This is a genomic window from Methylocella sp. CPCC 101449 (genome assembly GCF_031921685.1).
Taxonomy (GTDB): domain Bacteria; phylum Pseudomonadota; class Alphaproteobacteria; order Rhizobiales; family Beijerinckiaceae; genus Terripilifer.
Window position 1 is genome coordinate 582,870 of the sequence record NZ_JAPDHU010000003.1, and the last position, 20,560, is coordinate 603,429.

Genomic DNA, 20,560 nt, shown 5'->3' on the forward strand with positions numbered 1-20,560 from the left:
ACAGCGAAGTAGCGCCCAGATTAAAAAACCGCATCCTTCTTGGGAAAGTGACTTAAGTCATTGGCATCAGGGGCTTTGGCGAAACATAGTGAATCGCTTCAAGGCAAAATTCATCCCATCGTAACCATTCCGGACGATGCTGCGGGCAATCCTCTCTGTGAACTGCCCCATGCTGACTCGCCGCTCCTTCACCCTCGCCGCTCTTTGCTCGACCGCTGCTGGTCTTGCCGGTTGCTCCTCCATTGGCAACCTATCGCTACCCGAAGGATCGTCCACGAAGCGACGCACCTTATCCCGCACACTGTCGGTTCCGAATTATGCGGAAGTCTATGCCGCCTATCCAGGCGAACGCGCGCCGATCCTTCCGGTCAATTATCGCGCCATAGATCCCCGCTATCTGCGCCAGACGGTCGAATTCACTGGAGGCGCGCCCGCCGGCTCGATCGTTGTCGATCCGGGCTCCTATCATCTCTACTATGTGGAATCGGCCAAGGTCGCGACCCGTTATGGCGTTGGCGTCGGGCGCGAAGGCTTTGGCTGGACAGGCGAAGCGAAGATCAACATGAAGCGCGACTGGCCTGACTGGGTGCCGCCGCGCGAAATGGTCGAACGCGAGCCCGAAATCAAGAATCGCCTGGAAATGACGCCGCGCGGGCTTGGCGTGCGCGGCGGGCCGGACAGCCCGCTGGGCGCGCGCGCCATGTACCTGTTCGGCACGCACGGCGAAGGCGATCTCGGCTATCGCATTCACGGCACCCTGGAGCCGGAAACCGTCGGCAGCAATGTGTCGTCCGGCTGCATTCGGATGATCAACCAGGACATCGCACATCTCTACGCCCGCGTCGCGCCCGGCACGCCCGTGACTGTTCTGCCGGTGTAAGCGCCCCAACTGATCTGTGACGGCCGTTGCTAGCGGATGAAGCGATCCAAGATCGGCAGGCTGAGCACCACCGAAATCACGATCAGCACATAAGCGACGATGCGATAGTGAGTGTCGGACGAGCCCTTGAAGAAGCGCGCCCCAAGCGCCAGGCCCAGGGAATAGATCGGCCAGGCGATCAAGGCATAGACCACCACATCGAAGGTGAAGAGCCCGTTGAAGAAATAGACCACATCGGTCGAAAACGAGGCGATGGCATAGAACACCATGATATTGGCGCGGATCACCGCAGCCTCCGCGGTGCTTGACAGCCAATAGGCGATGACGACCGGCGCCGAAACGCCCGTGGCGCCACCCGCCAGACCGGCACCAAGACCCGCAACGGCCGAAGCCAGCGGCGTCGGCTGGCCGTGATAGCGCCAGCCGGTCATCAGGAGCAACAGCATCGCCGACACCAGCACCGCCATGCACCAGCGCAGGATCAGGGGGTCGGCGGTTTTCAGCACCCAGGCCCCGACCGGCAGCATGGTGATGGCCGCGATCGCCATCGGCGCTACCTCGCGCCAACGGCTCTTCGGCAGATAGGAAAAGCCATAGGGCGTCGCGCTGACCAGGTCGAACAGATAGAACACCGCCACCGCCTTGCGCGGCCCCAGCACCGCCGCCGTCAGCGGGATGAAAATCAGCGCCCCACCGAAGCCGGAAAAGCCACGCGTAATGCCCGAGATGAACACGACACAGGCGACGAACCAGGTGGTTGGCTGCGTCAAAAGCCCCGCGACTTCATGGCCGAGCGAGGCCAGCCACGCACTATCGATCATGCGGCACCCCGGCGGCCGGCCCCTCTGCTAGCGGCCAGCGGCCGAAGACTGATATGAACACCTTATGTCCTCCCAGGCGATTCGCATCCTTGGTATCGACCCCGGCCTGCGCAATCTCGGCTGGGGCATCGTCGAATCGGCAGGCTCGCGCCTGACGTTCGTCGCGTGCGGATCTATCCATTCGGACGCTGCCCTAACGCTGGGCGAGCGTCTACGGCAGCTCCATCTCGGTCTAGCAGATGTTCTGCAACTGCATAGCCCCGAGGAAGCGGCCGTCGAGGAAACCTTCGTCAACCGCGACCCGCAATCGGCCCTGAAACTCGGCCAGGCGCGCGGCATCGCACTGGTGGTGCCAGCCCTTGCCGGCATTCCCGTGGCCGAATATGCCGCCAATCTGATCAAGAAAACCGTGGTTGGCGCGGGCCATGCGGAAAAGCGGCAGGTGGCGATGATGATCAAGGTGCTGCTGCCAAAAGCTGACGCGCGCAGTCCCGATGCTGCCGATGCGCTCGCCGTTGCCATTTGCCATGCGCAGCATCGTGGCGCACACTCGCGCCTCGCCACCCTCCTGCCGACGGCCCGCAAAATCGGCCAAAGCGTTTAGTCATTTTGACGTCGCCAAAGACATAATAAAGACGCGTCAAAAGGAAAGCCTAGAGCGACCTCATGCAACAGATGGATTCCACCACGTCCTGGCGGCGTCTTTGCGCCGCTATCGTCATCGGCACGATCGGTTCGATCGGCATGTGGTCGTTCGTCGTTGCCTTGCCGGCCGTGCAGGCTGATTTCGCCGTACAGCGCAACCAAGCCTCGCTGCCCTATACATTGACCATGGTCGGCTTTGCCTTCGGTGGCGTCTTCATGGGTCGCCTCGCCGACCGTTTCGGCGTCTTCGTGCCGCTGCTGATCGGTGCTCTCGCTTTGTCGCTCGGCTATGTCGCGTCCTCAATGATGCCGACGCTGCCCTTATACGCTTTGATGCACGTCATCGTCGGCTTCGGCGCCTCCGCCAGTTTCGCGCCGCTGATGGCCGATATCTCGCTTTGGTTCGCACGCCGGCGCGGCATTGCCGTGGCGCTCGCCTCCGTCGGCAATTATCTCGCCGGCACCCTATGGCCACCGCTGCTGCAGGCCTTCATCGCCACGCAGGGTTGGCGTGCCGTGCATTTTGCCGTCGGCATCGCCTGCCTCGTCACTTTGCTGCCATTGGCCTTCTTGATGCGCCAGCGCCCCTCCGCTGAAGCGCGCACCGGAACAGCGCCCGCCTCAAAGTTCGGCCACCTCGAACTATCGCAAAACACGCTTCTGGCATTGCTCATCATCGCCGGCGTTGCCTGCTGCGTCGCCATGGCGATGCCGCAGGTCCATATCGTCGCCTATTGCGCCGATCTCGGCTATGGCCCGGCGCGCGGCGCCGAAATGCTCTCCGCCATGCTCGGCTTCGGCATCATCAGCCGCATCGCCGCCGGGTTCATCGCCGATCGCATCGGCGGGCTTTCCGCCTTGATCATCAGCTCGACCCTGCAAGGCGTCGCGCTGTTCTTCTACCTGTTCTTTGACGGGCTGGCGTCGCTCTACATCATTTCAGCGTTGTTCGGCCTATTCCAGGGCGGCCTCGTGCCGATGTATGCGGTCATCGTGCGCGAATATTTCCCGGCCTCGAAGGCCGGCGCGACGCTGGGCCTGGTCATCATGGCCACTTTGTTCGGCATGGCCTTCGGCGGCTGGTTCTCCGGCCTCATCTTCGACTGGACCGGCTCCTATCGCCTCGCCTTCCTCAACGGCCTGTTGTGGAACCTGATCAACGTGGCGATCGTCGCCTTCCTATTGTTCAAGCGAAAATTCACGGCCCAGCCGGCCTAAAGCTTCAATGCTGGCTTTGCGGCCGTGACGTCGCGATGTGGGTGGAGAGTTCGCGCGTCACCATGATGCGATCCTCACCCGCCGACGTCAGATCCTTCTGCCACACCGCATAGCAACTGCGATCGCGCTTGGCCGCATAGAGCGCCGCATCGGCGCGGCGTAGCACCAGATCGAAATCGGTCCCCGCTTCCGGCAGGAAAGCGATGCCGATGCTGATCGTGCTCGACACATTTTCTCCCAGAACCGCAAACGGTTCGCGAAAGCTCTCGTTGATGCGCTCCGCCAGATGCAACACCATGTCGTCGGAGGGAAAGCTCTCGACCACAAGCACGAATTCATCCCCACCAAGCCGCGCGACGAAATCCGTCTGCCGCGTGATCTCGCGCAACCTCTTGGCGGCTTGGACGAGGATCACATCGCCCGCCTCATGACCCATGCGGTCGTTGATCGTCTTGAAATGATCGAGGTCGAAATAGAACAGCGCCAGCCGGGCGGGATCTGCCTGATCCTCGGCCAGTCGATCCGACAAATGCGCCTTGAACGCCAGCCGGTTCGGCAGGCCAGTGAGGAAATCCATGCGCGCGGCTTCTTCATCGATCACATGATTGATGACGCGCGCACCCAGTTGACTGGCGAAGCGGGCCCCGGTCGTCAGAAGAACGGCGGTATAGACCACCAGGAGGCCGGCGAGCAAAAGACTGGTGGCATGACCGAGCGAAGCGATGGCCGTCGCCGAGCCGACGACAATAGGCACGATGAACGCCAGCATCGCGGCCGGCACCGCCGCCAGCGTAAAGGCACCGCCGAAAATCATCCCCACGACAATACAGGTGATGATCAATTGCTCGTCCGGCGCGGCGCGGCCGAAATAGAGGAAGGGGATCGCCGCCCACACGAGGCCGAAAAAGAGGCCGCGCATGACGGCGAGACGGATACCGCGTGGCGAAGCGCTGGCGGGGCGCACCTTATGACGCCGCCGCAACCGCCACAGGAAGAACCAGGCGGAGGTTCCGATGATCACCGCCGTCCAGACATTCAGGAATGGATCGGCCAGCCGATCAAGGCCGATGCGCACCACCAGGGCGTTGAAGATCGCCGCCAGCATGACCACCGGCGAATTATTGGCGATCGCATTGATCTGTACGGCCCTGATCCGGCCTGCTGTGGCCGGGGGCAACGGACTACCGGTTGGCCGAGGACTCCCCTCCAGCCATTGGCGCACGATGGTCAGCACCGAAACTGTCATTTCACCGCCTTTACCCCCGTGCGGCAGCGCAGCCCCATTTATGCCGGCAGTATGAACGCCCGCAGCTAAGGACTCGTTACGAAATTGCCGATTTCAGCGCGAGTCATTTCCGAAGTGCCTATGATTAGAGATGGTTAATGACAACGTTACACGGCCACCTCGCGCGCGATCGCGCATGGCGGGCAGTAACCAACCCGCCACAATCTTCGAATGCTTTGGACGATATTTCGCCGGCTTTGAATGGCCTAATCCATTGAAACCAGATGATTCGCAGCCCTGCAGCCAAGCCATCTGGCACGCCAAGGGCGGCGCCCGGAAGCCTCCGGACGGCCCAGACAGGACAACGACAATGCGTCCGATGGTTAATGGCGATCCCTGGATCGCCAGCAAAGTGAGTGAAGGGACCAACGACATCTGGGCCGAGGGCCCGGCGGTCCTGCGTCTGCGCATGCTCGAATTGAAATTCGGGCTTCGCTCACGCCGGCTGACGGCTCAAGCGCGCCAGGATACGGAGCAGGCCCTGCGCACCATGCGCCAAGCCGTGCTCGATCGTCCGCCCCATAGTTTCGCCGACCTCGTCGCCAAATTGCAGACCTTCAGCGAAGGCAAGGCCGAAAAGAGCACTGCAAACGACGATAACGTCTTCGGCTGAAACACCGAGCCTCCTGAGCCCCAATCCTCGGGACGTTTCCAGCTTCTAACCTGAGCGCGGCTGTGCCATGGTCGCGCGACAACAATAAGCTCGAGGAAACGATGCCCCGCTTGTTCCCCCTGTCCCGCCACTTCATTCAGTCCTGTCGTCACCTCCTGCGCGCGTAGGCGCTCATGTCCAACCGGCAAGGCGCAGGACATGACGCGGGATCGGAGCAGCGGCCGTGATGGACGGAGCACGACAGAGATCGTCGATCCGGCGCGCGCTTTCCCATCGCAATTTCGCGATCTTCGAAGCCGGCCTGCTGCCGCACTATCTGACCGGCTGGATTCAGCGGGTCGGCGCCGGCTGGCTCGCCTGGGAATTGACCGAATCCCCCGCCTGGCTCGGCGTCATCGCTGCCGCCGATCTCGCGCCCATGCTCGTCCTCGCGCCCTTGGCTGGCGCCTGGACCGATCGGGTCAATCCATTGCCGTTGATCCGGCTGGCGCAAGCCACGATCGTCGTGCAAGCGGTGGCGATGTCAGCCCTCACCTATGTCGGCTGGATGTCGATCGAAGTTCTGCTGGCGCTGACGATTTTCGTCGGCTGCATCTATCCGTTCCACTCTTCGGCCCGCCAATCGATCATTCCCGCCACCATCGCGCGTGAAGATTTCGCCCCAGCCGTGGCGCTCGATTCCGCCTCGTTCCATTCCACCCGTTTCATCGGCCCGGCCATCGCCGCCCTGATCATTCCGCTCTACGACGTGCAAGGCACGTTCATCGCCCATGTGGGCGGCAGCGCGATCTGCCTCATCAGTTTGCTCCTCCTGCGCCTGAAACCGCCGGACCGGTCGCAGGCGCGCGGCCGCAATCTCCTGGCACAGGTTGCCGACAGTATGGCTTACGCGACCCGCCACAACGGCCTGCGCCCCATCCTGCTGCTGCTCACCTTCGCCTCGGTCTGCGTCCGCCCGCTGCAGGACATGCTGCCGGGCTTTGCCGGCGACGTCTTTCAAGGCGGCGCCCGCGAACTCGCCTGGATGTCGTCGAGCGTTGGCGTCGGCGCCATGATCGGCGCCTTCTATATCGCCTGGCGGGGCGGCCTCGCCGGCCTCACGCGTATCACCATGATCGGCTATGCCGGCTCGGGACTGGCGGCGCTGGCTTTCGTCGCCACACAAAACATCTGGATCGGCCTGCTCGGCTGCGCGGGCATCGGCTTCTTCCTGAACATCATGTCGACCAGCACGCAGGCCTTGATGCAGCTTGCCACTGATGATGCGATGCGCGGGCGCGTCATGTCGCTTTATCTGGTGATCTATCGCGGCATGCCAGCCGCAGGCGCCCTGCTGATCGGTTTCATCTCCAGCCTGTTTGGCTTGCGGATCGCCGGCGCGTTGGTCGCTTTGATCAGCCTCGCCTTCCTGCTGACGATCCTGCCGAAACAGGCCGCGATCGCCGCCAGTTTTGAAAATCCGCCGCGTCGCCCGTAGACGTAAGCATGACAAGGTAGACAGATCGCTTGAGCCATCTATGATGAGCGCAAGAACGACAAACAAATAATGGAGGATCGCATGAAGGAATGGATGAAAATCGTTCCCGCCGAAGAGCGCAAAGCCTACGAATCCGGTGGCTTCATGGGCAGCCAGGAGATCGGCAAGCGTACGGCGCTCATCGTCGTCGATGTCACCTATGGTTTCACGGGCTCGCCGGGCCTTACGCTGCAAGAAGCGATCAAGGAGTTCGGCCCCGCCTGCGGTCCAGCCTCCTGGGAAGCCATGCCGCGCATCGCGCAGCTCATCGCCATGTTCCGCGATCTCGGCCGCCCGGTCGTCTACACGCGCGGCCATGCCTACGACACCCAGTTCTCCGGCCATGCCACCAAGAGCAAGCGGGCCCTGAAATATGATGGCAAGTTCAGCGAGTTTCCGCCCGACATCGCGCCGCGCGACGGCGAATGGATTCTCGACAAGACCAAGGCCAGCGCCTTCTTCCAGACGCCGCTCGCCGCTTATCTGGTGCGCCAGCAGATCGACAGTGTGATGATCTGCGGCGTCTCCACCTCAGGCTGCGTGCGCGCGTCGGTGGTCGATGCTTTCTCCAACGGCTTCTCGACCTTCGTGGTCGACGATTGCTGTTTCGATCGGTCGAACTTCGCCCATTGCGCCAATCTGTTCGACATGAACGCCAAATATGCCACCGTCGTTTCGCTGAACGAGTTGGAAGTGGCGCTGCTCGGCAAGCAGATGGAGCCCGCTAAGGCCAATTGACGAGGCGGCGCGATGCAGGACACTCCGTTTCCTTACTTTCCCTATCGCGCCATCGTCGATCATCCGCCCGTGACATGGCCGAACGGCGCGCGCGTCGCCGTTTGGATCATTCCCAACGTCGAACATTTCCACATCGAGCGGCCCGGCCCACAGCCAGACATCCGCAATCATGGCCGCCGCGACTATGGCAATCGTGTCGGCCTGTGGCGCCTGATCGAGGTGATGGAGAAATATGGCGTCAAAGGCACGGTCGCTCTGAACGGCGAGATTGGCCTGCACTATCCGCGCATCGTGGAAGAACTCGTCCGGCTCGATTGGGAGCTGATGGGCCACGGCCTGACCAATTCGACTTTGCTTGTCGATCTCCAAGAAGAGGCGGAACGCGCCACCATTTTCGAGACCAAACGCATCATCGAGCAATACGGCCTGACCATGCAGGGCTGGCTCGGTCCGGGCCTCGGCGAAACCTGGAAAACGCTCGATCTGCTGCAACAGGCCGGCTGCACCTATGTCGCCGATTGGGTCAACGACGACCTGCCCTACCGGATGAACAACGGCCTCTATGCGATCCCCTATTCGCTCGAACTCAACTACATGCCGCTGTTCAACACGCCGAGTATTGCCAACGACGAATTCCTGCATCGCATCTGCGCCGCCTTCGATACGCTCTATCGCGAAGGCGAACGCAGCGGCCGCGTCATGGCGATCGCCCTGCATCCCTATCTGATCGGCACGCCGGCCCGGATTGGCATTCTCGACCGGGCGTTACGGCACATTTCGACCCACGACCATGTCTGGTTTGCCCGGGGCGCGGAGATTGTCGAGGCCTATCGGACACAGGAATCCGGCGTTTGACCTGACGCAAGCGGACTGCGAAAAGCAGCACCAGCATGTCCATCTTCCAGACCATCGGCACGACATTGAAACAGGACCGGCACATCTGGCCGCTCCTGATCATGATCTGCTGCTCGATGCTGGGCACGGGCATGGTCGTGCCGATGCTATCGGTCTACGCCGCCACCTTCGGCGTCACCAGCACCTTGGTCGGCATGCTGGTGACGATTTTCGGCATCGGCCGCCTGCTCGCCAATTTCCCTGCTGGCTGGCTCAGCCAGAATATCGGCCGCCGTCCGCTCCTAGTCACTGGCCCGCTCATCGTCGCCGCCGGCAGCCTCGGCGCGGCGCTCACCTCGGGCTTCGTCGAACTCTGCTTCTGGCGCTTCGTCCAGGGCGTCGGCTCGGGCATGTATCTGACCGTCTCGCTCGCCGCGCTGGCCGATATTTCGACCCCCGCTACCCGCGCCCGCATCGTCGGCCTCTATCAATTCGCCCTGCAGATGGGCGCCACGCTCGGCTCCGTCTTCGGTGGCTTCACGGCAAAACTGTTCGGCCTCACCGCACCCTTCTGGGCCATGCTGTTGATCTCGCTCGCCACCGCTCTCGTTGCTCTGTTCAGCTTCCGCGACAGCAAGCCGCCGCCGTCGCGCAGCCTGTCGGGCGCGCTGGCCACCGAGAAGCGCGGCATGTTCAGCGCCTCCTTCCTCGGCATTTCCTTCGTCAGTTGCGTCGCCTTCTTCACCCGCACCGCCTGCATGTTCCAGCTCATCCCGCTGATGGGTCAGGACACCTTCGGCCTGGACGTGAGCCAGATCGGCATCGGCATTGGCATCATCGCCGGCACGATGATGCTCGTCATGCCGTTCAACCAGTTGCTGATCGAAAAGGTCGGCGCGCGCATGGCCGTCGTCTATTCCATGCTCGGCATGGCGGTAGGCCTTGCGGTGATCGTCATCGGCCCACAGCAATATTGGTTCTGGCTGTGCATGGTGCTCTATGGCCTCACCGGCGGCCTCAACGCACCGGCCGTGGGCGCCTATTCCATCGCTGTTCTGCCGCGCCGCCAATATGGCGCCGGCCTGGGCATGCAACGCACCATCAGCGACATCGGCTATGTGGCGGGCCCGGTGGTCGTCGGCCTCGTTGACGATCTCTCGGGCTTCGGCCATGCCGGCGGCATTCTGAGCAATGTCGGCCTACTGGTTGTCTCGACCCTGGTGTTCATCCTGGTCAGTCGCAACACGACGGCGGAGAAATAAGCATAGCGTTTCAGCGTTTGATGGACACATCAAACGCAATGAAGACGCATCAAAATAAAAAGACTACCGCCGTATCGCAGCTGTCGCCGCCGTTTGCCGCTTGAGCCACTCCAGACTGTCGACGATCCACTGTGCCTCGATCGTGTGGCCCCCGTCATGCAAGCAGAATTCCGCCGCCTTGCCGCTTGTACAGGTGGCGGCACTCCAGCTCCGGCAGGTCAGCACACCCCGCACGCTCACATGCTCCGGCTCCGCCGCGCAGCCATTGCGCGCCAGCAAGCGCCGAAAGCTCTCAACGGCATCGCCTTGCTTGTAGAGACCATTGCGCAAGCTACGGCCGGCGATCGGCACGGTCTTGTCGGCGAGGCCGTGGATATGCCGCAACATCACGGGACCGCCGGGACAGTCGTTCGGCATCGGCTCCCAATAGGCTCCTGACGTCGGCGCATAGCCGGCAAACAACGATCCCATCCGGCACGCGACATACCAGACCATCGAACCGCCGACCGAAAAACCCGCCGCCAGAGTGCGCGTTGGATCGACGGGAAACCGTTTCTTCACATCGGCGACAACAGCCGCCACATAAGCAAAGTCATCGCGACGGCCGCTGATCTTGCCAGGAAAGGACCAGGAACGATCCTCGCCATCCATGGCCACCAGCAGAACACCGGCATTGTCGAGCGGCGGCTTCATATAGATGTCCGCCATGGTGGTGGCGGCGCTGTCACCATAGCCATGGAAATAGAACACCCCCGGCAAAACCGATTGGCCATTCCAGTGGGCCGGCGGTCGCACTAGATAGGAACCGCCTTCGACCACGCAGGGCGTCGTATCGGAACATGCCCAAGCAGCGCCTGTCCCGACAGTGCCCGCCACGCCGGATATGAGCGCTCCCATCAAAACCAGCCAAGGCCTGATCACGCGATCCTCCTGCCATTAGCGCAAAGACTATGACGCCGCACGACAAACGCAACCATTCCCGCGCACGGCGCGTTGGCTTTCATATCCCCATACATATCCCCATGAACGAACCCATGAACAAGCGAACGTGAACGCCACCGCCTTGAAGCCCTCACGCCCGCATGCCATGACCTTAACCTGTTGACGAGCGGGACTTCATCGATGGACAGCGCCATCACCCCACAGGCGAAACGGGTGCGCGATCCGCGTCTCGATTTCTTCCGTGGCATCGGCATGTTCATCATCTTCGTCGCCCATACGCCGGATAATTTCTGGGCGCAGTGGATTCCCGCCCGCTTCGGTTTCAGCGACGCCGCCGATCTCTTCGTCTTCTGCTCCGGCATGGCATCGGCCATCGCCTTCGGCGGCGTCTTCGCCGCGCGCGGCTGGCTGCTGGGCGCGGCGCGTATCGTCTATCGGGTCTGGCAAGTGTATTGGGCCCATATCGGCTCGTTCGTGGTCGTCGTCTCCTTCGCGGTGGCGATGGATCATTGGCTCGGCACCAGGCTTTATGCCGGCCAGCGCCTGGGCCTCGATCCCTTCTTTGCCGACGCGCCGATGAATCTGGCACGGCTCGCCACGCTGACCTACGTGCCCGATTGGTTCGACATCCTGCCGATGTATCTCGTGTTGCTGGCGATGATCCCCATCGTCATGGCGCTGGCCATCGTCAGCAAATGGCTCGTCGCCGTCTTCGTGCTCGGCCTGTGGCTTTCAGCCAATGTCTTCGGCCTCAATCTCATCGCCGATCCCACAACCGGCCGCCTGTGGTACTTCAACCCCTTCGGCTGGGCGCTGATCTTCTTCACCGGCTTCGCGCTGATGCGCGGATGGCTGCCGACGCCGCCGGTCGATCGACGCCTGGTCATCGCGGCCGCCGTTTTCGTCGTGCTGTTGATCCCGCCGTCCTGCCAAATGATGTTCGCCTGCGAAAGCGGCTGGGGCTCCACCATCGGACTCAACCGCGTCTATGACGCGCTCGCCCAATTCGACAACAAGACCAGCTACGGCCCGCTGCGTTACATTCATTTTCTCGCCACCGCCTATCTCGCCTGGGTCGCGGTCGGCGAAGGCGGCCGCAGGCTCACCGGCGCTTTCACCGAACTGATGCGCCGCGTCGGCCAACAGACTTTGGCGGTCTTCCTCACCGGCCTGTTCATGGCGCAGGCCTGCGGCATGCTGATGGATTGGCTCGGCCGCGGCTTCTTTGCGACGACATTGGTCAATCTGTTTGGCCTGATCATGCTCACATTGGCCGCGCTGGCGGTGCATTGGTTCAAATCGAACCCATGGCATCAGCGCAAGACGCAGCCTGTCCCGGCCAAGCTGACGGGGACACAGATCACAACGCCCGCCCCCGGTCGTATTGCTACCGCACCAGCTCAAGATATTCTACGGTAAGAACAAGTAGCAGCAATGGCCGTGCATCTGACAACAAGCGCAGATCGCCGAGGGGATGTTAAAGGAATGCGCGTTCAACGGCAGCCCACTTTTATGATTTCGCTTATTATGACGCTTCTGCCCCTGGGGTCGGCCGACGCTCGAAGCAAGACAAATTCGCAACAACCCCGCATCACGCAAGGAGCCTGCGAAGGCAGATCGAAATATGTGAGATTCTTGTTCGGTGACCGTGACTATTTCGGAACGCAACTAGACTGTGATACTCAGCTAAATTTCAAAAAAATAGAAGGGAAAGCAAATGAAACTAGCATGTGGCTAGAATGCAAAGGGAAGAAGGTTGCGATATTTGGAGCTTACCATATTTCAGATACGCGGCGTCTCTATATCGAGTATGCACGCGCTAGCTCTGGCAATCCTTCCTGTACAATCAAAAATAGTTATGACGAAATTTTGGTACGCCGAGGATTTGTTCCTAGCGGGCACAGTTTCGTTTTTTCATGTTCTCCCCGCCATTGTTGGGCATTTATGGATCGAACATTCTCGACAACAGACAAAGCGAACTAACGCTGCCCATTCGCTCAGATGAAATCTTCGTTTCTGCTTGCTGTTGATTAATACAGCTCACGCCGATTGCGGCAGAATCGCCTGCTTCACCTTCTTCAGGCGCGTCGACCAGCGATGGCGGCTCTGCTCACGATCGACCACCGATTGGTCGAGCACCCAGTTGAGCTGGATGGCGCGGCGCGGGCCGGCGAACGGCTTGTGGCCATGCCAGGAGTTTTCCGAACGGCGAAATACCAGAAGCGTACCGCCATAAGGCGGCACTTCCGCCACCGTGGACTCGAGATCGTCGCCCTTGCGCAAGATACGCAGACGGCCGCCGTCCGCATCCCATTTCTGATTCATGTAAAGCAGAACAGTGATGATCTTCGTCTTCGAATCCGTATGGATCTCGCCATCGGTATCGCGCACATAGCCACGCACCGTATACATGGTCGGCCGGCCGTTCAGATCGATGCCAAATTTGTCCTCGATCGCCTTGCGGAACTGCGGCCCTTCCAGCTCCTGCATCAAACCGGCAAAAGCGCCCGCAATCTTCAATTCGGACGGCGGATGCGAACCCGGCCCCGGCACGTCGGGAAAATCGGTGCTCACCCCAGCGAACGTCTCGGGACGGATGAAATCCTCGACGATCAGGAAATCGTAAGGATCTCGTTCGAGCGGTGTCCGCTCCAGGGCGGCATAATCGAGATAGGTCATGGCTGAACGATACGCCCCGTTACGGCGAATTCAAGGCTGAACAGACACCGGCGGCTTACGCCACCGGCACATTGAAACGATTACAAATGCGAATGAGGGCCGATCACGCCGTATAGGCGGACGCGATGGCCATTCCCTCCCGCATCTGGCCGACCGAAACCGCATGGCGGTTGATCAGGGCGACAGCCTTCAAGGCACTCGTCAATGGCGCATTGTCGAAGGCCACCTCGGCATCGTCGGCCTTGCCGGCCACGCCGTTCAGCAACGCCTGCTTAAGCTGCGCATCGCCGCTGCACTCCACCGCCAGCGCCAAAGCAAGCGGGGCGAAAGCGGTGCTGCGCGTACGCGCCAGTTTGTAGAGATTGATGAATTGCAGCACCCGGCGCGGCGAGCGCCCGGCGAGCGTCGACAAGGTTTCCAACAGGCTCGCCTCACCTGGACGCATCGGCGTATCGAGTACGGACGCGGCCGCATCCAGCGCGCGCAAACCGCTGCTGTCGACGGTGAGCTGCGGCGCGGAACTGGCCGGTGCCAGCAGGCCTTTGACGAAGGTGCCATAGCCGCGACTGATGGCATTGGCCACGTTGAATGGTGTTTGCAGCAGCTTCGTCAGGCGGCTCCGCGCCTCCGGCGTCGCGCCGACCGCGTCGGCATCGACGCTGGCGATCGTCACATAGACCGGATGCGACAAAGCTGGCGTCACTTCTTCGAGCAGAGCCAGCGCTTGCGGTGCCGGCACCGCATCGAGATTGTCGATGGCCACGACGATACGTTGCGGCCGACGCTCTTCCGACGTCGCGGCAATGCCGGCCAAGAACGCGCGCGCATCGGCATCGGCCGAAGCGCCGTTCTTGACGAAGGGCGACGCCACCTGCACAGCGCCGGCCCGCGCCCCTTGCGCGGCTGCGCGACGCTCGGCCTCCTCGGCGCGGCGCGCTTGCGCATCCGCATCTGAGCTGAGGTCGTTGACGAGACGCGTCTGGTTGGACACCAGATGATCCAGCTCATGCCGGCGTGCATCCATATCGGCATTGAGATGGCTGACGCCGCGATAGATCGGCGAAACGAAGCGGAAAGCCCGCACTACGTTGAGGGCCAGGAAAGCGAGCACCAGCCAATTGCAGAGTGAACGCAACGTCCCAAGCCACGAGGCATTCTTCTGCACGAAAGTAATGACCGGCAGCCATGAATCGCCAAAGCCGCGCAGCCAGCCTTCCCACGCCGGCAGGTTCAATTGCGCATAGTTGAACGCCCAGGCCAACAGATAGAAGACTACCGCATAGACAAGCAGTTTCGTCTGGCCACGGAAGGCCCACATGGCGTGGACGAAGGTCGAAATGCGCCCGACAATGCTCGGCCGCTCGGCGACATCGCGGACGAGATCCTTATAGGTCGCGAGCGTATCGTTGTTGTCGAAGCCGAAGGCCCGCAGCCGATTGTCGATACTGCCGCGATTGGAGCGGGCGTAGGAATCGATGCGCGAACCCGACGTTTGATACAGCACCGTCTCAGCCAGCCGCGCCCGGCGGCCGGACAATTCATGCAACCCCTGCCGCTCCGCATCAAGTTTGCGGCGCAGTTCCATCAACCGCTCGGTGGCGGCGCGCGCCGCAGCCCGCGGATCAAGCGAACTTGCGACGATTTCATCGGCGAGCCCGGCCTGATCGGCGGCGGGTGACGTGCGCAAAGCATCGTAGACCGAGGCGGCGAGTGCATTGACTGGATTGCCATCGGCCCGTGCGGCATCGAGCCGCGCCACGGTGATTCGCGACAGGAACGGGCTCGACGCACCCACAGCCGCCGCACCATCGCGCAATTGCTCAACCATGGCGAGCAGACGATTGAGCGCAAAACTCTTGCCCGAGCCCGATCCGCCGAAAATACCGATCGTAAACGGCCCTTCCGCCCGCTTATGGGCGATGAGCTCGGCGAGGCCGGTCAGGGCATTGTCGAGGCCCAACGCATCGCTGCCGTGCGGCTTGTCGGCGGAATGCGGGATGCCCTGCTCCTCGCTTGCAGGGGCGGGCGATCCGAAAACGGGCTCGGTACGGCCGGTAAGGGTCTGAATCTGGCTGGAATCGTTCAAGAATTTTCTCCAGAGCCGGGAACCAGGGAAGCGCAAATCTGCCCCAGGTTTCTATCACAGCGGGCGGGTCGCGATACACAGCGAATATGGCCCGTTCGCGACGATAAGGATAGCTAGACCCCGGCACGTCGCGCGGCTACAAGGCAGCCCAATCTCCCATGAGTTTTTATGAGGATGTGACGCCATGGCGCGCCAATTCATCTATCACATGCAAGGCCTCAATAAGACGTGGCCGGGCGGCAAGAAGGTCCTCGAAAACATCCATCTGTCGTTCTACCCGGACGCCAAGATCGGCGTGCTCGGCGTCAACGGCTCCGGTAAATCGACCCTGCTGCGCATCATGGCCGGCATCGACACCGAATTCACCGGCGACGGCTGGGTCGCCGAAGGCGCCAAGGTCGGCTACCTGCCGCAGGAACCGCAGCTCGACCCGTCGCTCGACGTGCGCGGCAACGTCATGCTCGGCGTGAAAGCCAAGAAGGACATTCTCGATCGCTACAACGAACTGGCGATGAACTATTCCGACGAAACCGCCGACGAAATGACGCGGTTGCAGGACGAGATAGAGGCGCAGGGCCTATGGGATCTCGACAGCCAGGTCGAACAGGCGATGGACGCGCTCGGCTGCCCGCCGGACGACTGGAACGTCGAAAACCTCTCGGGCGGTGAGCGCCGCCGCGTCGCACTGTGTAGGCTGCTCTTGGAAAAGCCGGAGCTGCTGCTGCTCGACGAACCGACCAACCATCTCGACGCCGAAACCGTCAATTGGCTCGAAGGCCATCTGCGCGACTATCCCGGCGCCATCCTGATCGTCACCCACGATCGCTACTTCCTCGACAACGTGACGGGCTGGATTCTCGAACTCGATCGCGGCAAGGGCATTCCCTACGAAGGCAATTACTCCGCCTGGTTGCAGCAAAAGCAGAAGCGTCTGGCGCAGGAGAGCAGCGAAGACAAGGCACGTCAGCGCGCGTTGGAAGCCGAATCCGAGTGGATTGCCTCCTCGCCGCGCGCCCGCCAAGCCAAGAGCAAGGCGCGTATCCAGCGCTATGAGGAACTGCTCGCCAAGCAGAACGACAAGGCGCCGACAACCGCGCAGATCGTCATTCCGGTGGCCGAACGCCTCGGCAACAATGTCATCGATTTCCAGAACCTGTCGAAGGGTTTTGGCGACAAGCTGTTGATCGACGATCTATCGTTTAAACTGCCGCCGGGCGGCATCGTCGGCGTCATCGGCCCGAACGGCGCCGGTAAGACGACGCTGTTCCGCATGATCACCGGTCAGGACAAGCCGGATTCCGGCACGGTCACCATCGGCGAGAGCGTGCAGCTCGGTTATGTCGACCAGTCGCGCGACAGCTTGGACGACAAGAAGACCGTCTGGGAGGAAATCTCCGGCGGCAACGACATCATCTATCTCGGCAAGCGCGAGATCAATTCACGCGGCTACTGCTCGACCTTCAACTTCAAGGGGCCGGATCAGCAGAAGAAGGTCGGCATGCTGTCGGGCGGTGAGCGCAACCGCGTCCATCTCGCCAAAATGCTGAAGAGCGGCGCCAATGTCCTGCTGCTCGACGAACCGACCAACGATCTCGACGTCGACACCCTGCGCGCCCTGGAAGAAGCGCTGACCGAATTCGCCGGTTGCGCCGTCATCATCTCGCATGATCGCTTCTTTCTCGACCGTATCGCCACTCACATGCTGGCCTTCGAGGGCGACAGCCATGTGGAATGGTTCGAGGGTAATTTCCAGGACTACGAGGAAGACAAAAAGCGTCGTCTGGGCGCCGACAGCATCATTCCGAAGCGCCTGAAATATAAGAAATTCGCCCGGTAATATCACGCTGCGACATCAAAGCTGCTTGAAATGACCCCGCCCGCGCTTGACGCGCGGACGGGAGCGTGGCGGGAATGCCCGCCATGCGCCGCGCTTTCGCATTCAAACTGACATCCCTGCGCCTTGGACTGGCCATTCTGGCCGTCCATGCGATGCTGAGCATGGGCTTCGTCGATGCGGTGGTGCGTTCGGCCGCTGCCTCCACCCTGCCCTCCGGCGTCGGCGTGCTCTGCCTGTCCGAGTGGTCAGGCCACCCGGGCGATCCGCCGCCCTTGCGCACCGGCCATGACTCATCGTCGCTCTGCCCGGTTTCCTGTTTTCACTTCGTCGCTTCGCCGCCGCCGGCACCCGCCTATCAGCCGCCCCGTCGCTTGGCCGTTTTGGGCGCCGAAGTCAGCCACCCTCTGCCGCTTCTTTTGGCCGTCTCGGGCGGGCGCGAAGGCGCGCCTGTGCGCGGGCCACCGTTGATCGATCACATCGCCTGAAACCTCACACGTCCGCATCGGCGGATGGTTTCCATTGCAAGGATCGATCTGATGACCACGTTTCACACCAAGGCGGCGATGGCCGCACTCTGCACGCTCGCCCTCACCGCCACCGCGCATGCCCATGCCACCCTGCAACAACGCGAAGCCAAGGCCGGCGCCAGCTATCGCGGCGTTCTCAGAGTGCCGCACGGCTGCGACGGCACCGCCACGTTGAAAGTGCGCCTCACCATTCCGGAAGGACTTTATTCGGTGAAGCCGATGCCGAAGGCCGGCTGGGAACTCTCAACCACCAAGGGCGCCTATGCCAAGACCTACCAGGATCACGGCACGCCCGTGTCGCAAGGCGTCAAGGAAATCGTCTGGAGCGGCAAACTGCCCGACGACAACTATGACGAATTCATCTTCGTCGGCACCGTCGCGCCCGATCTCGCCGACGGCACCAAGCTCTATTTCCCCGCCGTACAGGAATGCGAGCGCGGTACGGCGAACTGGACCGACATCCCGAAGGGCTCGGAGCGCGTGAACGCAGCCGCGCCCATGGTGCGCGTCGCCGCCACGGCGATGGCGCAGACGGATGCTAAGAGCGAATTCACCGTCGGCGCCATCAAGGTGGTCACGCCCTGGACACGCGCTACGCCGAAGGGTGCCCCTGTGGGCGGCGGCTATCTCACCATCACCAACACCGGCACCGAGACCGACCGCCTCGTTGGCGGCACCTTCCCGGGTGCCGGCAAGGTCGAGGTGCATGAAATGTCCATGGACAACGGCATGATGCGCATGCGGCAACTGCCGAAGGGCCTCGACATCGCGCCGGGCGCGACGGTCGAACTGAAGCCCGGCGGCTATCACCTGATGTTCACCGGACTGACGGCACCGATCGCCGAAGGCAAGCCTGTCTCTGGCACCTTGGTGTTCGAGAAGGCCGGCACGCTCAATCTGCAATGGGCGGTGAGCCCTATCGGCGCGTCGGCAGCGCCCGCAGGCGGTGGAATGAGCGGCGGTCACGAAGGCCATCAGCACCACTGACACCGCGCCTCATTTATTCGCGATTCCATCTCGGGCCAGCGCTTACAGCGCTGGCCTTTTCGTTTGTCGTTGTATCGAGTGGCGGTCGCCGTGAACGGCCAGATACAAAGCTAGTCCCAAAACCCAGGAAAATGGGCACTTTATACTGACAAGCTTACGGTGGCGTTGCGCACAATCCGTCGCGGCCAATGATGGCTCCGACAATTGCCCGCCCGCCACAATTCAGCTACATCGAACGGGGCTTTTTCAGTTTGATTGAGGAAATGATGGCCAACAACAACGTCGAAACGACCGGACATCCGGACATGGATTACGCCGAACACGAAAAGACCTATGCGCTGTTTCTGACGCTCGCCAAGGTCGGCACGATCTTCTGCATCGCCGTCCTCGTTTTCATGGCCGTCACGCTGCTCTAAGCGCCTCTCCGACGCGGGCAAAGTTTGCAGATGCACGCAGTTTGCCCGCCTCCCTTCTCCACGCCCTGCACCCGCCGTTCCAAAACCATGAGCGCGGCTGCCTGATCGTCACGAACCCTGGAGCGTTGCATGCGCATTGCTGTTCCAATCGAAACCGAAGGCAATGAGACGCGTGTCGCGGCCACGCCGGAAACGGTGAAAAAATTCATCGCCCTCGGCGCCACGGTAACCGTGCAGAGTGGAGCGGGCACCAAAGCCGGCATTCCCGACAGCGAATTCGAGACAGCCGGCGCCAAGATCGCCACGTCCCTGGCCGACACGCTGAGCGGCGCCGAAATCGTGCTCGGCGTGCGTCGCCCGTCGGCTGAGGTGCTGGCGCAGATGCCGAAGGGTGCCGTAGTCATCGCCACCATGGACCCTTACGGCAATGAAGCCGCGCTGAAGAGCATGGCCGATGCCGGTGTCGATGCTTTCGCCATGGAATTCATGCCGCGCATCACCCGCGCGCAGGTCATGGACGTGCTGTCGTCGCAAGCCAACCTCGCCGGCTATCGCGCCGTCATCGACGGCGCTGGCGAATATGGCCGCGCCCTGCCGATGATGATGACGGCGGCCGGCACCGTGCCGGCGGCGCGCATCTTCATCATGGGCGTCGGCGTCGCCGGTCTGCAGGCCATCGCCACCGCCCGACGCCTCGGCGCCATCGTCACCGCCACCGACGTGCGGCCGGCGACGAAGGAGCAGGTGGAATCGCTCGGTGCGAAATTCCTCGCCGTCGAGGACGAGGAATTCCAGCAGGCCCAGACGGCCGGCGGCTACGCCAAGGAAATGTCCAAGGAATACCAGGCGAAACAGGCAGCGCTCACCGCCAGCCATATCGCCAAACAGGACATCGTCATCACCACGGCACTCATTCCCGGCCGGCCCGCGCCGAAACTGATCACAGCCGACATGGTGCGCTCCATGCGTCCCGGCTCCGTGATCGTCGATCTTGCGGTCGAGCGTGGCGGCAATTGCGAACTGGCGAAGCCCGGTGAGGTTTACATCACCGACAACGGCGTCAAGATCGTCGGCCATCTCAATGTGCCAGGCCGCCTCGCTGCCACCGCGTCGAGCCTCTATGCCAAGAACCTCTTCGCCTTCGTCGAAACCATGATCGACAAGGAGAAGAAGACCCTGGCGATCAATTGGGACGACGAACTCGTCAAGGCGACCCTGCTGACGCGGGACGGCGCCGTCGTTCATCCGAATTTCCAGCCGAAGGCGTGAGGACT

General features: G+C 61.9%; 19 protein-coding genes. 14 read left to right on the forward strand and 5 right to left on the reverse strand.

Features of this window, described 5'->3' with window-relative positions:
- Window positions 1-169 precede the first annotated feature (169 nt).
- Window positions 170-880 (forward strand): L,D-transpeptidase, encoded by a 711-nt coding sequence (locus OIM99_RS22925; protein ID WP_311852801.1) that lies wholly within the window; start codon window positions 170-172, stop codon window positions 878-880.
- 29 nt (window positions 881-909) lie between these two features.
- Here OIM99_RS22925 and OIM99_RS22930 read toward each other — a convergent pair whose 3' ends face one another.
- Window positions 910-1,701, reverse strand: a complete 792-nt coding sequence (locus OIM99_RS22930) for a sulfite exporter TauE/SafE family protein (RefSeq protein WP_311852802.1) — start codon at window positions 1,699-1,701, stop codon at window positions 910-912.
- Window positions 1,702-1,765: 64 nt separating this feature from the next.
- Between OIM99_RS22930 and ruvC the strand changes: the two genes are divergently transcribed.
- Together ruvC and OIM99_RS22940 are read left to right on the forward strand one after the other, a co-directional pair.
- The gene (gene ruvC / locus OIM99_RS22935) at window positions 1,766-2,305 is read left to right on the forward strand and encodes a crossover junction endodeoxyribonuclease RuvC (RefSeq protein WP_311852803.1); all 540 of its coding nucleotides are present in this window, start codon (window positions 1,766-1,768) and stop codon (window positions 2,303-2,305) included.
- 62 nt (window positions 2,306-2,367) lie between these two features.
- The gene (locus OIM99_RS22940) at window positions 2,368-3,564 is read left to right on the forward strand and encodes an MFS transporter (protein WP_311852804.1); all 1,197 of its coding nucleotides are present in this window, start codon (window positions 2,368-2,370) and stop codon (window positions 3,562-3,564) included.
- A 4-nt stretch (window positions 3,565-3,568) separates the two neighbouring features.
- Here the strand turns inward: OIM99_RS22940 and OIM99_RS22945 are convergent, their stop codons facing one another.
- Complete coding sequence (locus OIM99_RS22945) at window positions 3,569-4,810, reverse strand: diguanylate cyclase domain-containing protein (RefSeq protein ID WP_311852805.1); 1,242 nt, start codon at window positions 4,808-4,810, stop codon at window positions 3,569-3,571.
- A gap of 349 nt (window positions 4,811-5,159) precedes the next feature.
- On the opposite strand from OIM99_RS22945, the gene OIM99_RS22950 reads away from it, so the two are divergent.
- The 5 genes from OIM99_RS22950 (at window position 5,160) to OIM99_RS22970 (ending at window position 9,812) form a co-directional block, all read left to right on the forward strand.
- Window positions 5,160-5,462, forward strand: a complete 303-nt coding sequence (locus tag OIM99_RS22950) for a hypothetical protein (protein ID WP_311852806.1) — start codon at window positions 5,160-5,162, stop codon at window positions 5,460-5,462.
- 226 nt (window positions 5,463-5,688) lie between these two features.
- Window positions 5,689-6,939: an MFS transporter gene (locus OIM99_RS22955; protein WP_311852807.1), complete on the forward strand. Its 1,251-nt coding sequence runs from the start codon at window positions 5,689-5,691 to the stop codon at window positions 6,937-6,939.
- Window positions 6,940-7,020: 81 nt separating this feature from the next.
- Window positions 7,021-7,716, forward strand: a complete 696-nt coding sequence (locus OIM99_RS22960) for an isochorismatase family protein (RefSeq protein WP_311852808.1) — start codon at window positions 7,021-7,023, stop codon at window positions 7,714-7,716.
- Between the two features lie 12 nt (window positions 7,717-7,728).
- Window positions 7,729-8,571 (forward strand): polysaccharide deacetylase family protein, encoded by an 843-nt coding sequence (locus OIM99_RS22965; protein ID WP_311852809.1) that lies wholly within the window; start codon window positions 7,729-7,731, stop codon window positions 8,569-8,571.
- Between the two features lie 35 nt (window positions 8,572-8,606).
- Complete coding sequence (locus tag OIM99_RS22970) at window positions 8,607-9,812, forward strand: MFS transporter (RefSeq protein ID WP_311852810.1); 1,206 nt, start codon at window positions 8,607-8,609, stop codon at window positions 9,810-9,812.
- A gap of 63 nt (window positions 9,813-9,875) precedes the next feature.
- Here OIM99_RS22970 and OIM99_RS22975 read toward each other — a convergent pair whose 3' ends face one another.
- On the reverse strand, window positions 9,876-10,733 hold the full coding sequence (locus tag OIM99_RS22975; protein WP_311852811.1) for a hypothetical protein: 858 nt from the start codon (window positions 10,731-10,733) through the stop codon (window positions 9,876-9,878).
- A 201-nt stretch (window positions 10,734-10,934) separates the two neighbouring features.
- On the opposite strand from OIM99_RS22975, the gene OIM99_RS22980 reads away from it, so the two are divergent.
- Complete coding sequence (locus OIM99_RS22980; RefSeq protein WP_311852812.1) at window positions 10,935-12,173, forward strand: OpgC domain-containing protein; 1,239 nt, start codon at window positions 10,935-10,937, stop codon at window positions 12,171-12,173.
- Between the two features lie 621 nt (window positions 12,174-12,794).
- Here OIM99_RS22980 and OIM99_RS22985 read toward each other — a convergent pair.
- Together OIM99_RS22985 and OIM99_RS22990 are read right to left on the reverse strand one after the other, a co-directional pair.
- Window positions 12,795-13,433 (reverse strand): 2OG-Fe(II) oxygenase, encoded by a 639-nt coding sequence (locus OIM99_RS22985; RefSeq protein WP_311852813.1) that lies wholly within the window; start codon window positions 13,431-13,433, stop codon window positions 12,795-12,797.
- Between the two features lie 103 nt (window positions 13,434-13,536).
- Complete coding sequence (locus tag OIM99_RS22990; RefSeq protein WP_311852814.1) at window positions 13,537-15,519, reverse strand: hypothetical protein; 1,983 nt, start codon at window positions 15,517-15,519, stop codon at window positions 13,537-13,539.
- Between the two features lie 184 nt (window positions 15,520-15,703).
- Between OIM99_RS22990 and ettA the strand changes: the two genes are divergently transcribed.
- The 5 genes from ettA (at window position 15,704) to OIM99_RS23015 (ending at window position 20,555) form a co-directional block, all read left to right on the forward strand.
- Window positions 15,704-17,356, forward strand: a complete 1,653-nt coding sequence (gene ettA, locus OIM99_RS22995) for an energy-dependent translational throttle protein EttA (RefSeq protein ID WP_311852815.1) — start codon at window positions 15,704-15,706, stop codon at window positions 17,354-17,356.
- 83 nt (window positions 17,357-17,439) lie between these two features.
- On the forward strand, window positions 17,440-17,841 hold the full coding sequence (locus OIM99_RS23000) for a hypothetical protein (RefSeq protein WP_311852816.1): 402 nt from the start codon (window positions 17,440-17,442) through the stop codon (window positions 17,839-17,841).
- Window positions 17,842-17,892: 51 nt separating this feature from the next.
- Window positions 17,893-18,870: a DUF1775 domain-containing protein gene (locus tag OIM99_RS23005; RefSeq protein ID WP_311852817.1), complete on the forward strand. Its 978-nt coding sequence runs from the start codon at window positions 17,893-17,895 to the stop codon at window positions 18,868-18,870.
- 266 nt (window positions 18,871-19,136) lie between these two features.
- Window positions 19,137-19,286, forward strand: coding sequence for an aa3-type cytochrome c oxidase subunit IV (locus tag OIM99_RS23010; protein WP_311852818.1), 150 nt, complete (start codon window positions 19,137-19,139; stop codon window positions 19,284-19,286).
- A gap of 129 nt (window positions 19,287-19,415) precedes the next feature.
- Window positions 19,416-20,555, forward strand: coding sequence for a Re/Si-specific NAD(P)(+) transhydrogenase subunit alpha (locus OIM99_RS23015; RefSeq protein ID WP_311852819.1), 1,140 nt, complete (start codon window positions 19,416-19,418; stop codon window positions 20,553-20,555).
- The last annotated feature ends 5 nt before the right edge of the window (window positions 20,556-20,560 follow it).

Coding starts and splice junctions, on each gene's coding strand:
- OIM99_RS22925 (WP_311852801.1), top strand. CDS start 170: ATGCTGACTCGCCGCTCCTTCACCCTCGCCGCTCTTTGCTCGACCGCT.
- OIM99_RS22930 (WP_311852802.1), bottom strand. CDS start 1,701: ATGATCGATAGTGCGTGGCTGGCCTCGCTCGGCCATGAAGTCGCGGGG.
- ruvC (WP_311852803.1), top strand. CDS start 1,766: ATGTCCTCCCAGGCGATTCGCATCCTTGGTATCGACCCCGGCCTGCGC.
- OIM99_RS22940 (WP_311852804.1), top strand. CDS start 2,368: ATGCAACAGATGGATTCCACCACGTCCTGGCGGCGTCTTTGCGCCGCT.
- OIM99_RS22945 (WP_311852805.1), bottom strand. CDS start 4,810: ATGACAGTTTCGGTGCTGACCATCGTGCGCCAATGGCTGGAGGGGAGT.
- OIM99_RS22950 (WP_311852806.1), top strand. CDS start 5,160: ATGCGTCCGATGGTTAATGGCGATCCCTGGATCGCCAGCAAAGTGAGT.
- OIM99_RS22955 (WP_311852807.1), top strand. CDS start 5,689: ATGGACGGAGCACGACAGAGATCGTCGATCCGGCGCGCGCTTTCCCAT.
- OIM99_RS22960 (WP_311852808.1), top strand. CDS start 7,021: ATGAAGGAATGGATGAAAATCGTTCCCGCCGAAGAGCGCAAAGCCTAC.
- OIM99_RS22965 (WP_311852809.1), top strand. CDS start 7,729: ATGCAGGACACTCCGTTTCCTTACTTTCCCTATCGCGCCATCGTCGAT.
- OIM99_RS22970 (WP_311852810.1), top strand. CDS start 8,607: ATGTCCATCTTCCAGACCATCGGCACGACATTGAAACAGGACCGGCAC.
- OIM99_RS22980 (WP_311852812.1), top strand. CDS start 10,935: ATGGACAGCGCCATCACCCCACAGGCGAAACGGGTGCGCGATCCGCGT.
- OIM99_RS22985 (WP_311852813.1), bottom strand. CDS start 13,433: ATGACCTATCTCGATTATGCCGCCCTGGAGCGGACACCGCTCGAACGA.
- ettA (WP_311852815.1), top strand. CDS start 15,704: ATGGCGCGCCAATTCATCTATCACATGCAAGGCCTCAATAAGACGTGG.
- OIM99_RS23000 (WP_311852816.1), top strand. CDS start 17,440: ATGCGCCGCGCTTTCGCATTCAAACTGACATCCCTGCGCCTTGGACTG.
- OIM99_RS23005 (WP_311852817.1), top strand. CDS start 17,893: ATGACCACGTTTCACACCAAGGCGGCGATGGCCGCACTCTGCACGCTC.
- OIM99_RS23010 (WP_311852818.1), top strand. CDS start 19,137: ATGGCCAACAACAACGTCGAAACGACCGGACATCCGGACATGGATTAC.
- OIM99_RS23015 (WP_311852819.1), top strand. CDS start 19,416: ATGCGCATTGCTGTTCCAATCGAAACCGAAGGCAATGAGACGCGTGTC.